At 58.0% G+C, this 14,331-nt stretch carries 13 protein-coding genes and 2 pseudogenes; 12 read left to right on the top strand and 3 right to left on the bottom strand.

Annotation, left to right across the window (positions count from 1 at the left end):
• Positions 1-171: 171 nt before the first annotated feature.
• Positions 172-1,083: a LysR family transcriptional regulator gene (locus tag MET49242_RS14470; RefSeq protein ID WP_036283897.1), complete on the top strand. Its 912-nt coding sequence runs from the start codon at positions 172-174 to the stop codon at positions 1,081-1,083.
• An 846-nt stretch (positions 1,084-1,929) separates the two neighbouring features.
• Here the strand turns inward: MET49242_RS14470 and MET49242_RS14460 are convergent.
• Positions 1,930-2,736, bottom strand: a complete 807-nt coding sequence (locus tag MET49242_RS14460) for a LysR family transcriptional regulator (RefSeq protein WP_244430820.1) — start codon at positions 2,734-2,736, stop codon at positions 1,930-1,932.
• Between the two features lie 462 nt (positions 2,737-3,198).
• On the opposite strand from MET49242_RS14460, the gene MET49242_RS26195 reads away from it, so the two are divergent.
• From MET49242_RS26195 to MET49242_RS14435, 7 genes and pseudogenes are all read left to right on the top strand, one after another.
• Positions 3,199-3,834, top strand: a complete 636-nt coding sequence (locus MET49242_RS26195) for an MFS transporter (RefSeq protein WP_051134216.1) — start codon at positions 3,199-3,201, stop codon at positions 3,832-3,834.
• A complete protein-coding gene (locus MET49242_RS26190; protein WP_144259636.1) occupies positions 3,798-4,781 on the top strand; it encodes a hypothetical protein in 984 nt (327 codons plus the stop codon). Before MET49242_RS26195 ends, MET49242_RS26190 begins: the two co-directional genes overlap by 37 nt.
• Complete coding sequence (locus tag MET49242_RS14450; protein WP_036283893.1) at positions 4,781-6,370, top strand: efflux transporter outer membrane subunit; 1,590 nt, start codon at positions 4,781-4,783, stop codon at positions 6,368-6,370. The genes MET49242_RS26190 and MET49242_RS14450 overlap by 1 nt, the downstream gene beginning before the upstream one ends.
• A gap of 55 nt (positions 6,371-6,425) precedes the next feature.
• Complete coding sequence (locus MET49242_RS14445) at positions 6,426-7,619, top strand: HlyD family secretion protein (protein ID WP_036283890.1); 1,194 nt, start codon at positions 6,426-6,428, stop codon at positions 7,617-7,619.
• 86 nt (positions 7,620-7,705) lie between these two features.
• On the top strand, positions 7,706-8,407 hold the full coding sequence (locus MET49242_RS14440) for a hypothetical protein (protein ID WP_036283887.1): 702 nt from the start codon (positions 7,706-7,708) through the stop codon (positions 8,405-8,407).
• Positions 8,408-8,458: 51 nt separating this feature from the next.
• Positions 8,459-8,596 (top strand): annotated as a pseudogene (locus MET49242_RS26185) (IS630 family transposase); the annotation flags it as partial.
• A 60-nt stretch (positions 8,597-8,656) separates the two neighbouring features.
• Entirely contained in the window at positions 8,657-9,469 is an 813-nt protein-coding gene (locus MET49242_RS14435) for an IS5 family transposase (RefSeq protein WP_036283884.1), read from the top strand.
• 396 nt (positions 9,470-9,865) lie between these two features.
• Here the strand turns inward: MET49242_RS14435 and MET49242_RS24345 are convergent, their stop codons facing one another.
• Entirely contained in the window at positions 9,866-10,192 is a 327-nt protein-coding gene (locus MET49242_RS24345) for a hypothetical protein (protein WP_202804166.1), read from the bottom strand.
• 48 nt (positions 10,193-10,240) lie between these two features.
• On the opposite strand from MET49242_RS24345, the gene MET49242_RS26400 reads away from it, so the two are divergent.
• Both MET49242_RS26400 and MET49242_RS14425 read left to right on the top strand, forming a co-directional pair.
• Positions 10,241-10,363, top strand: a complete 123-nt coding sequence (locus tag MET49242_RS26400; RefSeq protein WP_256378585.1) for a hypothetical protein — start codon at positions 10,241-10,243, stop codon at positions 10,361-10,363.
• 308 nt (positions 10,364-10,671) lie between these two features.
• Positions 10,672-11,229 (top strand): nitroreductase family protein, encoded by a 558-nt coding sequence (locus MET49242_RS14425; protein WP_036283880.1) that lies wholly within the window; start codon positions 10,672-10,674, stop codon positions 11,227-11,229.
• A 305-nt stretch (positions 11,230-11,534) separates the two neighbouring features.
• Here the strand turns inward: MET49242_RS14425 and MET49242_RS25115 are convergent, their stop codons facing one another.
• Positions 11,535-12,320, bottom strand: a complete 786-nt coding sequence (locus MET49242_RS25115) for a DUF4339 domain-containing protein (RefSeq protein ID WP_158497308.1) — start codon at positions 12,318-12,320, stop codon at positions 11,535-11,537.
• Positions 12,321-12,989: 669 nt separating this feature from the next.
• On the opposite strand from MET49242_RS25115, the pseudogene MET49242_RS24340 reads away from it, so the two are divergent.
• Positions 12,990-14,052: pseudogene (locus MET49242_RS24340) on the top strand (IS630 family transposase).
• Positions 14,034-14,276: a hypothetical protein gene (locus MET49242_RS25110; RefSeq protein ID WP_144259634.1), complete on the top strand. Its 243-nt coding sequence runs from the start codon at positions 14,034-14,036 to the stop codon at positions 14,274-14,276. The pseudogene MET49242_RS24340 and the gene MET49242_RS25110 overlap by 19 nt, the downstream one beginning before the upstream one ends.
• The last annotated feature ends 55 nt before the right edge of the window (positions 14,277-14,331 follow it).

Here is a 14,331-nt window from a genome sequence, read left to right as displayed (position 1 = left end):
GATGGTGAATCGCTTGACGCAATCACAGGGGAGGAAACGGGTAGAAGAGGCGAAAGCGGTTTTCAAATTCCGCGACCCCGGCGTTTTCGAATCGATAGCGCGACAGTCGACGCCGCGGGAACGAAAAATTTCCCTTGATGGGGCCAGTTGTCCCGATCCACAGAATGATTTATGAGCTTTTTAAACTATCATCACCTCCGATACTTCTGGGCGATAGCAAATGAAGGCGGACTGACGCGCGCGGCAAAATTGCTGAACGTATCGCCCTCTTCGCTGTCGGTCCAACTGAAGGCCCTGGAAGAGCAACTCGGTCAGCCGCTTTTCGAGCGTGATGGCCGCTCGCTGCGCCTCACCGAAGCGGGGCGCATCGCCTTCGACTACGCCAAGATTGTCTTCAAGTCCGGCGACGAGCTCCTGAGCACGTTCAAGAATTTGAGTCTTGGCCATCGTCGGATGCGCATTGGATCTGTGGCGACGCTCTCCCGCAACTTCCAGATCGAGTTTCTCAAGCCGCTGATCGACCGCAAAGACGTAGAACTGGTCGTGAAGACGGGAGCGTTCGGAGAGCTTCTCAACCTGCTGGAAACCCATGTGCTCGATCTTGTTCTCGCCAATCAGCCGGCGACCATGGATCTGAATTCGGAATGGCAGAACCTGCTCATCGCCGAACAGCCGGTCAGCATCATCGGACATCCCGAGTTATTGAAAAAAGCGAGAGGCAAAGGCGAAATTTTTAATTTTCCGAACGATCTCACAAGAGTGCCGATTGTTTTGCCCGGGCGCGGAGAAGCGATCAGGATGGCGTTCGACCGCATCATCGAAGAAGCGGGCATAGAACCAATCGTGCTCGCAGAGGTCGACGACATGGCGATGCTGCGACTGATCGTCAGGGAAAGCCATAGCGTAACATTGGCGCCGCCGGTCGTGGTTAAGGACGAACTCGCGTCCGGTGCGCTGGTCGAGCTCGTTCGCATTGAGCAGATAAAGGAGTCATTCTACGCCATTACCCGAAACAGCCGCTTCGAAAACCCGCTGCTGACAGAACTTCTCGGGGCCGAGCGGCGGCGATCGTCGATGAAGTAAATTAAGACCAGGAATATCTGGCGCTCGAAACCTCGTTGATCCGTTTCAGGAGAGCCTCGGAGTTTGTTCAGACAAAGGGCTTGCTGGTTTGGTTGCAATCGGCGACGAAAGCGTCCAAGTGGGAGGTGAGTTTTTCGACGCTGCTCAAGGAGGCTACGACGAAAAACTTCCCGGCAAAAATCGAGGAGCGGAGTTCGAACGGATCGAGCCAAGAGACATAGGTCCGCGTATAATCGGCATACCCGTTCCTGTGGCACTTCAAAAACATATCGCGTCTTGCCTCATGGTTGGGAGATTGTCGAGGATCACATTGATTCCCCGTTTCGAAACATGGCGACGAGCTGGTTCATGACGTTGATAACCTCGATGCGCCAGCGTCCTTTTATAATGGCGACCGACAACTTCGCCGCTCTAGAGATAGAGCGTCGAGCGCCGCCAGCATGCGACTGTACGTCTCGACCCCGTATTTTGCTTCGTTTCCCCGCATCCTCAGCTGCGAAACGTCGGCGATGCGGTCGGTCGTATAGCGCACGCCACTTCGTGCCGTGCCAATCGCTCAATCGATCGCGCCCGCATCGCCGCGCAACCGGCGGCTATTAGTGTAATTTTCGTCTTCGAATGGGCGAGGTGCTCCGTCGCGCTAGAGCGCGCCAGGCACTCGATTTCGACGCGCTCACCTGAAGTCAAAACGATCGGCGTTGCTTCAGAAGGTTTCACCGCGCGGCCTCGTATCGCGACTCGCGGACCAGTGATATTAGGCGCTAACCGGCGTCAACAATCCCGAGGATCCGGGCGATGGCGGGATTCTTTATTTTCCTTTGAGTCGTCACCGCAAAAATTTGCTCGTCAACGCCGTGGATCGCGCCGATAACTTCCATTCCATAGCGCTGTCGGACTTCCTGCTGAGCATCGGTGGGCGCAAAAGTAAATGCCTCGTAACTCGCGGCGACGCCTTTTTCGTAGTTCGCTGTCCCCAATCTCGGACTTGATGTCCGGCTCAATTCCGTGAGTTTCGAACCAATGATCTAGCGACTGTCGTAAAGAGCTTTTTTGAATTGGTAGCACGAATGGCGCGCGATTAAGCGACTGCGGGAAACCCTTTCTATGCCTATTTACTTTGCCGAATGGGCCGAACAGCGATATTTCAATGGTCGAAAGCAAGTGACTAACTGTGTTTTTGATTTCCGAGCATGGCGAGAGAGCGGACAAGATCGCAAGATCGTAGGTGCGCAGTCGCAAATCCTGTATCATGCGTTCCGCATCGCTGCTGGCGCAATAAAAAGCCGGAGAATGCAGACCGTCTAGCGCTGGCGACAGCGACCGGAGCGCGATCGACATGTCGATGCCTTGGCAGACGCCAATCTTGAGGGTGCGGCTCTGTTCCGCCGACACGCCTTCCAGCCATTTTGTCAGTTCGTCGCCGATGCTGAAAATTTGATCCGCATAACTGAAGACAAGCCAACCGTTCTCGGTCAGAACGAGTTTCCGGCCCTCCCTCCTGAACACCTTTGAGCCGATCGCCTTCTCGAACAGGGTCAGTTGGCCGCTGATGGTGGGCTGTGCGAGCCGCAAAATTTCACAGGCGCTCCTGATCGAGCCTGTTTTGGCGACCATCCAGAAGTAATACAGGTGTTGGTAGTTGAGCCGGTCCAATATGAAAGCCCGTCATTTGTTTCTCGAATCTCATACATTGCAGGCATGGGAGCGGCTATTTCGCATTTGTGAAGCTGGCGTTCGGTTCTTTAAATAAATGTGACAGCGACGGCTCGAGCCAGAATCCGGTATCGCATTCCATTGCGATCTAACCGGAGTAAACCGTATGCCACCGGTGCAGGAAGACAGGGGCTTTCATCAGACAGAGCTCTCGAAACGTAATTTCGAAGCTGATGTGTCAAGGCGCGCATGGAGGCGCGAACGTATCGAAAAAAGCAAAGTAATGTTTGTATTTTTGAATTTGTTGCGCGTCAGACTTTCTGCTACCGATCGAAGCGGTCAAAATCGGCACCCCCGGGCGAAAGTGAATCTTTTATCTGATCGAAGCGTACGACGAGTTTCGTTTGCGGCCATAGATCCAGCGGCGATCAGCAAGTCTTTGCGTCGCAGATTGCGGGCAGCATGAAAGCGTCATTCGACAGGCTGATCGGCGGCAAGCTGCTTCTGTTTCTCGTCACGCTGGGGATCGGATATGTCGACGTATTGTCGAATGTCTCCGGCCATAGCGTGCTGACGCCATACTCGGCGGGATCGCTTGAAGGCGTTACGCCGAGTTTCGGCGCCTGGGGAACTACTTTTTATCTTATTGGCGTAGCGCTAGGCGTGCCGCTGGCGAGGGTTCTTTCCGGTCGCTTCGGCGAATATCGCGTGTTGACTTACGGCTATCTCTGCTACGCGATCACCTCGCTGATTTGTGTCTCGAGCGTTAGCGTTTTCATGTATGCCCCAACGCGATTTGTTTTTGGAGTGTTTGGCGGCTTTCTCGCGGTCGTCAGTCAGTCGGCGGCGCTCGGCGAATTGCCGGAAAGACAATACAAAATCGGACTCGGCTATTGGGCCGCGCTCGGCATATTGCCTTATACCCTGGCGGTCTTTCTTGGCGGTTTCTGGGCCGAGTATTTTTCCTGGCGTTGGCTCTTCTACGCCAACGCCACGCTGGGGTTTGTCATCTCGGCGATCATTGGCGCGTTGTTTTTGGTCGCGAATTCGAGCGCAAGATCGTGCGTTTCGACCTCGTGGGCTATGTGCTGCTCGTGATCACCTTGATCGCTTCGCAGTTGATGTTGAGCCTCGGCAATGATTTCGATTGGTTTGGCTCTCCGCTTTTGTCGCTCGCATTGCTTACCGTGTTATTCTCTCTACCCCTCTTCATCATCTGGGAATGGGGTGAACGTCACCCGATCGTCGATGTCCGGCTTTTTTCGCGCTCGAGTTACGCCATTGGCGTGCTCAGCGGCTTCCTCGGCTTTCTCGTAATACAGGGGCTGATGTCGTTGCTCTCGGTGCAGATGCAGCTCCTGCTCGGCTACACGTCTTCGCTCGTAGGCCACATCTACCTCGCGATGATGGTCGCGGGATTGCCGCTTGCGGGCTTTATGTACGAGCTTTCGAAAAAGCTCGATGTGCGTTTCGTGATCTGCTTAATGTGCATATGCTCGTCTGTCGTGCTCACCTGGATCGGGCTCTTCGACAAGAACGCCTCATATGACACGCTTACCATACCTGTTGTTTTCCTGGGCTTTTGTGTTGCAGCGCTCTCCGCGCCGACATCGACTCTTGCTACTTACGGGTTGTCGGGCCCGCTCTATAAGCGGGCGGCTGAAGAGTTCCTGCTGTTTCGACTCGTCGGCGGAGCCTTCGGCATCGCGTTCCAGAGCGTAATCTACTTTCGTCGGACGCCTTGGCATCAGCTCAATCTATCCGAATATCTCGGCGGGCGCCGCTTTGCCTCGCTCGACACGTTGGCCGCATTGACCCAACAGTTGCAGTCGTTGGGAGTTTCCGAATCGGTCACTCGTCGTGTGATTGCACGTTCTATTCATCAACAAGCGAGCATTCTCGCCATGGATGATGCATTTTTGCTCGGCGCCTTCATCATGTTCCTTCTTGGCGTCATCGTCTGGTTTGCGAAACTCCAGAAACCTTCCTCAAAACCGGTTGGCGCCCTGGCGTCACCGCCCGGTCAGACGATGGCGGAGCATTGATGCTTCTCATTCGTATAATTCATTGGCTGCCAGCAAAACTGGGGCAGGCCACTCGCGTCAGTGTCGCTGCATGCTCCTGCATTTTGCTTGCATCTTGCATGCCCACCAACCAGGTTGAACGCTCGCAATTCATCGAGCAGCCGACAATGACCCGCACTCTATCGCAATCGGGACTTTCAGTTGTCGAAGGCGAAAAGGCCTGGCCTCGCGAGGAATGGTGGCGCGCCTTTCGCAGCGCCGAGCTCGACGCGATCATCGACAAGGCTTTGGCCGACAATCAGAACTACCGAAAGGCGCAAGACGCCCTGCGAGAGGCCGACGCCGCCATTCGGATTTCCGGCGCGCGCCTCCTGCCGGAAATCAATTCGCTTTTCAGTATGCGACAGTCGCGCATTCCTCAGAATGGCGTCGTCGCTTCCTACAATCCGGAACAGGGCGGCCTGGAAAAGACCATGGCCTTCCTCAATCCCCTCGCAATGACATGGGAGCTGGATTTCTGGCAGAAGAATCGCGCGCTCCTCGACGCCGCGATCGGTGAGGCTGCGGCGCAAGCGGGCGAAACCGAACAGAGCCGGCTTCTGCTTACGACGGGAGTCGCGAGAGCATATTTGCGCGGCTACGCGCTGACACAGCAATTGGGCCTCGCGTCCACGTTGGTGAGGATGCGCCGAGAGCTGCGCGCGCTTGCCGATACCCGATACCAGACCGGCCTCGATACGCTCGATGGCGTTCAGATCGCCCGCACCAATGAAGAGGCCGCCGTCCGGCGCGAGGCGACCGTCAGGGCGGCGATCACGCTGCAGCGGGATGCGCTTGCGCGGCTAATGGGCGAAGGGCCTGACGCGGGTCTCGCCGTTTTCAAAGGGGGTGGCAACATAGCGCCAGCACAACCCGCGCTGCCGAAATCTCTCCCGATCGAATTATTGAGGCGGCGTCCAGATCTGGCGGCCTCGCTCGCTCGGGCCGAGGCTTGGGCGGCGCGCATCCACGCCGCGAAAACTTTGTTCCTGCCCTCCATCGATCTTGCGCTTGGAGGCGGGTTCGAGGCCTCGGTCACCTCGACGGAGATCAGTAAGCTCTCAGGCTATCTCTTCAATCCTTCCGCGCTCGGCTATGTCGCCGCTTCGTCGATTCGATTGCCCGTTTTCCAAGGCGGCCGCCTGAGCGGCAATCTTGAAATACAGCGCGCGGAATATGATCAGGCGGTCGATGCCTATAACGACACGCTGCTGCAGGCCGCGCAGCAGGTCGCCGACGCGATCGCCAATCTCAGGCGTGCGCGGTCGGAATTTGACTCGCATAGCCGCTTCGTTCAAGCGCGTCGAACCGAACTTGCGTTGTCGAAGGTACGGCTGCGCGACGGCCTGCGCGACCGGCGAGAAATCCTGCAGGAAAGCGCCGACCTGCTCGATGCGATCTTTTCCCTGCGCGGACTCGAAGGCGATCGTCTCATCGCCGCTGTCGATCTCTATCAGGCGCTCGGCGGCGGCTTTGCAAATGGGCCGGCGCCCGATTATCCGAAGCCCGCGCCCGAGACCGATCCGATTACTCCCGTCGTCGAAGGAATCCAGTCGTTGACAGGCGGCTGAGGCGAGATCACGCGGGAGATATTTTTCATGCGGCAACCGGTGGGGTAATCAGCCGATGTCTCTGTCGAGAAAAAGCATTCGTGCGAGGCGGTCGTTTCTTCTCAAGGTCGTCTTCCTGGGGATTGCGATCGCGGCGTTCCTCGCGCTGTTCAAATGGCTCACTTATGATCGTGATCGCGTCACGACCGACAACGCCTTTGTTACTGGCAACATTATTCCGGTGATGGCCGACGCCACGGGCGTCGTCGCCTCTGTGAATGTCGAAGAAACGCAGTTCGTAAAAAAGGGCGATGTGCTGGTTCGGCTCGACGCCCAGCGCGCCCGCGCCGCGCTGGGACAAGCCGAGGCAGAGTTCGGCCGCGCCGTGCGCGCCGTCGGCGCGCTCTTCGCTAATCGGCAGCAGGTATGCCAGAAGCTCGCCTCCCGTACGGCAATACGCGAAAGGACGCGGCACGATCTCGCTCGTTATCGTTCGGCTGCGCCGAGCGGCGCGGCGTCGCGCCAAATTCTGCAGAACACCGAGGACCAGCTCGCGGCGCAGGAAGCTGATCTGCGCGAGACGCGTTCGGAGCTGGAGGCGTTCGACGCGCGACTCGTCAATGCGACGCGCGTAAGACATCCCGATATCGAGGCGGCGAAGGCGCGTTTCAATGACGCATATGTCGAGACGCTGCGCCAGAACATTCGCGCGCCGGTGACGGGCTATGTCGCCAAGCGACGCGTGCAGGTCGGCTTCCGCGTGAAGCCCGGCGATCAGATCATGAATATTGTCCCGCTCGACCATCTCTGGGTCGAGGCCAACCTCTGGGAGAACCGTCTCGAGAGAATCCGGCCGGGACAAAAGGCGGAAATCATCGTCGATTTATACGGTGGCAAGGAGGTCTATCACGGCACCGTGGAAGGCGTAGTGCCCGGCTCCGGCAGTGTTTTTGCGACACTGCCGCCGGACAATGCGACCGGAAATTTTATCCGCATCGTGCAGCGTATCCCCGTTCGAATTGCGATCGATCCGGAGGAACTAAAAAAGCGGCCGTTACGCCCGGGGCTTTCGACAATCACATCGATCGATGTGAACAGTACGCCCGTGTCGCCAAACGATTCGATCGTCAAGACGGCGACCAGCGAATATACGACGGAGGTATTCTACAAGGATTTGGCCGAAGCGCGGGCGCGCGCCGACGCCGTGATCAAGGAGAATTTGCTTGGCGCGGCGACCGGCGCCGAGCCCTGCGTTGTCGCCGAAAAATGAGTTGCGGCGGCGCCACGCTTTGCCTTGAGCGGAACGCACGGGGTGTCCGGTCCGATCGTTATTTTGCAGGCGTCGGAGTAAGCTGAATGGAGCGGAAGAAATACCTTCAGAATATTCTGCTCGGCCTGCTTTCCGGGCCGGTGCTTGCCGCGCTGATCCTGCTCGTTCCGCTGGGAATTCTGACGGGCCTGTCGGCTGCACTCAATCCATCGCTTGCGATGTACGAATTTGTGCCCGAAGAGGAGCTTCTCGCTCCCTTCATCCTTATCGCCATACTAATCTCCGTGGCCAACGTCCGGCTTGCCCTGGTCATGTCCCGCGATGCAAAAGCCGGTCGCATAATTCGAGCCAAAACCGATCGCTATGTCGACGATCCGAGCGGCGCGGAAAATATTCACGGTCATCGCGGTCGCATTCTGGCTGACGAACTAAGACGTTTCATTGCCGCGCATGAGGACACTCCCATTTCATTGAGCAAGCCGATCGGCGAAGATTACGGCTGGGGTTTCTGGGTTCGGGAAAAAGCTTTCTCGCCGGTCTGGGTCGCCATCGCGCATAGCGGCAGCATCGACGTGGATGAGCGCAAAGAAGAATACATCGTCGCGATCACGTTGGAGCCGCCCATTCTTCCCTGGCGACGCCTGCGCTACAGACCTGACTTCCCGCTGGGAGACGAGATCGAGCAGCGCGTAACCGAGTTCCTCGCAGAGAAAAACATTTCCTATGCGATCGAGTCGGAAGAATGGGTTGATCCAGAGCCACATTCGCAACCGCCGCCGAGATTTTGACAACGCCAATGGTGGTCCTTGATTTCCGATGCGAAGCGCATCTCCTGCCGAAAGCTGAAGGCGCTCCTGCGCAAAGCCGCCGAACGCAATGTCGACGCCTTGTGGAGCAGGATCGGCGCTTTTCTCAACCAGTCCACGCCACGAGAATGCGCAAACTTACTAGCCATTGCAGCTCGTGAGCCGCTTTGAGAAGAATCCGCTCTAGAGGGTGTTATGTACTTTGGTGATTGATTGTCTTAGTAGAATCGGATGTCTCCGATTCGCAAACCTTATCCGTCTGACGTCAGCGACGAAGAATGGTCGCTGGTTGCGCCTTATCTGACGCTCATGGACGAAGGCGCGCCGCAGCGTCAACATTCGCTGCGCGAGCTGTTCAACGGCCTGCGTTACGTGCTGCGCTACGGCATCGCCTGGCGCGCCATGCCCAACGATCTGCCGCCATGGTTCGCCGTGTATCAACAATCGCAGCGCTGGCTGTCGGCGGGCGTGTTCGAGGCGCTTGCGCAGGATCTGCGCGCCCAGTTGCGCGTCGCTTCCGGGCGGGCGGCGGAGCCGACGGCGGCGATCATCGACAGCCGCACCTTGCGCTCGACCCCTGAGAGCGGCCCACGAGCGGGCTATGACGGCGCGAAGCGAAAGCGCGGCTCGAAGCTGCACATGGCAGTCGACGCATTGGGCCATTTGCTGGCGCTGCATGTCACGCCGGCGAATGTCGATGACCGCGCCGAGGTCGGCAAGCTCATCGCAGCCGTGCAGGATGTGACAGGCGAAAGCGTCGAACTCGTTTATGTCGATCAGGGCTACACCGGCGAAAAGGCGTCCGAGGCCGCAAAGGCGCAGGGCGCCGAGCTTTGCGTCGTCAAACTCGCCGAGGCCAAAAAAGGCTTCGTGTTGCTGCCCAAGCGCTGGGTGGTCGAGCGTTCATTCGCCTGGGCGACGCGATGCAGGCGGCTCGTCAAAGACTACGAGCGCTATGCTCAGACCCTCGCAGGACTCCACGTCGTCGCCTTCGCATGTCTCATGCTCAAGCGCGCAGCAGATTTCATGATCCAAGGTGCATAACACCCTCTAGTAACGGTAAAAGTGGGAGAGGCAAGTTCAGAGCTCCGTAAATTGCCGCGTGGGGCGTATTTTTAAGCGTTGCTGAACTCATTGCGACACATGTTGTCGCCGATATCGGCAGTCCGTCCGCGGGCCGCTGGGAGGCACGATCAACGGCAGCACAGTCTCGACAGGCTCGCGCTCGCCTTCCGGAATTCTTGTTTCGGAGAGGGCGTACTCCGTAAGACTGCAACCTCGATCGCGTTCTTTCGATTTTCGACGACGGCGTCATTCGGCGTCAAGGTCTCCGGCACACCCCAGAAACGGCCTCCTCGCCGTCGCAGAGATGGCGGAAGCCTTGCTTCTACTGCGCTTGATGCTACGCGAAGCAATTCGCCTCGCATCGCCCGATGTGGATCATCGCCCACAGTAGATAGAGCAAATGAGCTGATCGAGATGGACCTTCTGGCTCATAGCTTGTCGCTTTCCGGTGTCGAAATGTCGCCCGCCGGCAGAAAGCCTTCGCGCACATTGGACAGATTTGTGCGGAACCCAGTTTCCTTGGACGACGGCGTCGAGACACCAGCGTGCATGGTCGAGCAGCGTCTTGCGCATCGCTTCATCCGCTTCGAAACCAAGCTCAAAGGCGACGAAGGCGTTGACGCTCTCGCCGGCGATCGCGTCCGGCTCGCCGATAACGGCTACCTCCGCCGCCGCGGGATGCTCTATCAGCGCGCTTTCCACCTCGAACGCGCCGATCAGACGGCCTGATCATTTGATGACGGAGTGGGCGTGTCGGACGAACCAGAAATATCCGTCGCTATCGTGGCGCGCGAGATCACCCGTGAGGTAACGATCGCCGAGACAGCATTTCCTGTAGCGAGCCTCGTCATGCAAAAAGCCGCGCATCATTGACGGCGCCTACGGCCTTCCGTCGCGCGACTCCAGTATCCATGCCAGGCAGCGCGCGATTTTCGCTCATGATCCCGCCCGGAAAGACGGTCAGTTTGAAAATGGGTGGAGTTGATCGGCATGGAAAAAGGCAGTCGCCCACGCCACATCCACAGGCATGGCTGGCGGTTTATTGACGGCTGGCGACTTCAGCAGGGGTTCCACCGATCGACAATTCGAACAGCCGGTCTTCCACCCTCGTCGATCCATTGCAGAGTACGGGCGCGCGCGGCTACTCTGGCGCTTGCAAAAGGTTGATTCAGGAGTTGATCATGGACGTGCTCGAAGCAATCTCTACCCGCCGCTCCATTCGAGATTTCTTGCCCGAGGCGCCTTCGAGGGACAAGATCGTGGCGCTCATAGAGGCCGCGACCCAGGCGCCGAGCGCCGTGAATCGTCAACCTTGGTCGTTTCTGGTGGTGCGAGACCGCGCGTTGCTCGACAAGATCTCTGACGGCGCCAAGGCGTTCATGACGAGCACGCGGCCGCTTGAACTACCCGAGCAACTATACGAGAAGCTCGCCGATCCGAATTTCCATGTTTTTTATCATGCGCCAGCGCTGATCGTCGTTGCGGCTGAAGCAAAGGGGCCCTGGATCGCAGAGGATTGCGCGCTTGCTGCGGAGAATCTCATGATTGCCGCGCACGCTTGTGGCCTGGGGACTTGCTGGATCGGCCTTTCGCAACCTTTTCTCTCGACGCGGGAAGGAAAGCAGATGATTGGTCTTCCCGAGACTGAAACGCCATTTGCGCCGATCGTCGTCGGTTACCCGCGCGTGTCTGCCCCCCACCCGCCGCGCAAGCCGCCACGGCTTCGCTGGATTGGATAGTGAATCCTGCCCATCCAAGGTCATGGCCTCAGAGGCGGATGAGGATTGATAAGACGGCCGTTATCAAAGCCTATTTCGATATTTTGGTCAGTAAATGACGATTTCCGGTAACGATGCCTGAAGACGCAGGCTCGAAAGATTCGATTTAACGCAGGGGCGCCACTTGTCTTCCGCAACGTGGGACATGGTCGGGGCGACAGAGAAGGCCGAAATGTCCCGGAAAAGGCGGCGATTGTCGGAACGATCGTTAACAGGCCATCATCAGATTGCGTTGCACGCGTCTTTTAAATGATCAGTGGCGCATATCAGACCCTGCGATCGAGAAATGTGTCCTGCAGTCTCTGCCATTGCTCCCCTGTCGATGTATTGTAAATGAGAGTGTCGCCGTCGATCTCTCGCGATTTCAGGAGCGCCTGCATTTCGCGCCATGTGATCGGACCGACGACAGAACCCGCTTTTTCATAATACCAGACGCCCGCAGACGCGCCGTCCTCGACTTGTGGCGTTGCCTCGTGCGGCTGGGAAAGCGGCGCGGCGGCGACGTCTTCATCCTGTGTCCGGGCGCGTTTCTCTCTTTGGCCTCCGAACAAGATCGAGCGCAGCTTTTGTGCTCCTATGACTTGTTCTATTTCGAGATAGGCAAAAAACGGGATCAATGCGACAAACATGATGGTGCAAACAAGTACGGTGCCAGTAAGTTTTGCACCCCCTAGCGTCGAGAAGAAGGCGGCTACGCCTTGCGCCGCGCTCTTGCCGTGCCACATGTCTAGAACGGTTTCCTCGATGACGCGAAAGAAAAATAGCAACCCGGCAAAAATCGCGGCTTTGAAAAGTATCGGCACGATCAGCGGCCTGTTTCTCAATTTATCGCCGATGCGCAACTCCTGTCCGACAAACACGACCTTCGCGAGAGCGAGCGCATTGAGGAACGCGAAGCCGATATGATATCCAAGGTTGCTCTCTCCAAGCAGGAGAGCTTTATGAAGAGCAAAAAGCGTCAGCAACACCCAGATATATAACGCTATCGCCAATAATTTCTTTGAGGTTTCAAGCGCGCGACCTCCAATACGCTTTAGCTGTTCATGCTGCATGGTACGGCTCCGTGTGGCGGCTCGAGACGTATTGGGGGCCCGCGGGGCGGCGCGGGCCGGAATTAGCACCGCATCAGACCTGGTCGCGTCAAAGAATGCGCAACGATTCTTAACTCTGTTTGCGTCATGTGGCAAAGCCGCGCCGCCGATCCCCTGGCGCGTGTCGCCGCGGGGGCGGGGCGTTCGGGGCGTCATTGATCGAGTTCGATCAATGGCCGCATGTTGACCTTCTTTGCCACATTCCCGGCGCGGCAAAATCTCCGACAGCAAAACCGTCAGCGCAGATGATGCGGGGCCGCACGATCGGCGTCGCAAAATTGTGCAGGCCATCCGGGAGTAAATCGGCCCTCAAAAATCTCTGATCCGGAGACTTCAGGTCATGCCAATGCAAAACTGTACGGGTCTGTGCAGAGCGGGCTGAAGTGACGCCGCCATGTCGACAAAAGGATTTGCGCACTTATTGACGAGGGGAGTGAGCCGAGAAGGTGATGGGGTTGCCCGCCGCTGTGATGGTGCCATGCTCGGTTCGATCGAACGTGATCTGTCCGGGCGGCGGGTCCGCTAATTTGCGTGGTTAGATTCATACCAAGCGGCGCGGGGCGTGACTCACTGCGGGTTCCCGAATCGGGAAATATCTGAATCCATGCGATGAACCGATGGAGGTTCGTCATGGCTGCGGCGGTGCGGTTGCGGGGCGATTTCGATGCGAATCGGCTTCGGGCGCTGGCCCGCGGCGCGAAAGACGGGCCGCAGGCGCGACGGCTACTGGCGTTGGCGGCGATCTACGAGGGGCGCCGCGCAGCGAAGCCGCCAGGATCGGCGGCGTGACGCTGCAAATCGTGCGCGACTGGGTTTTGCGCTTCAACGCCCATGGGCCGGATGGCCTCCTCGACCGCAAGGCGCCGGGGCCGGCGTCGCTGATGCAGGACGCGCACCGGACCGCTCTGGCGCGCATCGTCGAAGACGGGCCGATCGCTGCTGTCCATGGCGTCGTGCGCTGGCGGATCGTCGATCTCTGCCAATGGCTGTTCGACGAGTTCCGGCTGTCTGTCTCCGAAACGACCATGAGCCGCGAGCTGCGCAAAATGGGTTATCGCAAGCTCTCGGCGCGTCCGCGCCATCACGCGCAACAGGACGGGGCGATCGAGGCGTTCAAAAAAATTTCCCCGCGCGGCTGGAGGAGATCGGCCGCGAAAAAGGCGTCGACGCCGACCGCATAGAAATCTGGTTCGCCGACGAAGCCCGCATCGGCCAGAAAAACAAGATTACGCGGCGCTGGGCGAAGCGCGGCTCGCGCCCCAGCGCCCCGAAAGATCAGCGCACGGCGTCGACCTATATTTTCGCCGCGATCGCGCCGAAGGAGGGCAAGGGCGCGGCGCTCGTCCTGCCCAAATGCGACACATATGCGATGAACCTGCACCTGGCCGAAATCGCCAGACACGTCGCGCCCGGGAACCATGCCGTGCTGATGCTCGATCAGGCCGGATGGCACATGACGAACAAGCTCGACGTTCCGCACAACGTCACGATCCTGCCGCTACCGGCCAAATGTCCAGAGTTGAACCCCCAGGAGAACATCTGGCAGTTCATGCGAGACAATTGGCTCTCGAACCGTGTGTTCGCCGGCTACGACGACATCGTCGATCACTGCTGCGCAGCTTGGACAAATCTCACCGACCAGCCATGGCGCATCATGCCCATCGGCATGCGTGATTGGGCATATCGGTTCTGATCAGTGCGGGTTGGTATCATTCGTTTGTCGCGGTCAGCCAGATCGCGCGTCAACCGTCCCAAGCAAAACAAGAAATGGATGCGATCAAGAACGATGTCGTCTTCTTCGATAATGGCGCGAAGATCGAAGAAGATGTTGCATATAGGCGACAGGTTGGTTGTTTGAAGACCAAATACCGCCACGGGATCACAATTCCGCCACTTATTGATCGTCCCTTTGAATAATTGCTCTCCTTGGGCAATTCCTCCCTTGACTTGGGCCGCTGATTGTCAGCGGCCT

The sequence above is a fragment of the Methylocystis sp. ATCC 49242 genome, from assembly GCF_000188155.2.
Lineage (GTDB): Bacteria > Pseudomonadota > Alphaproteobacteria > Rhizobiales > Beijerinckiaceae > Methylocystis.
The sequence above is the reverse complement of the archived record's forward strand: the minus strand, read 5'-3'. Positions and strand labels throughout refer to the sequence as shown.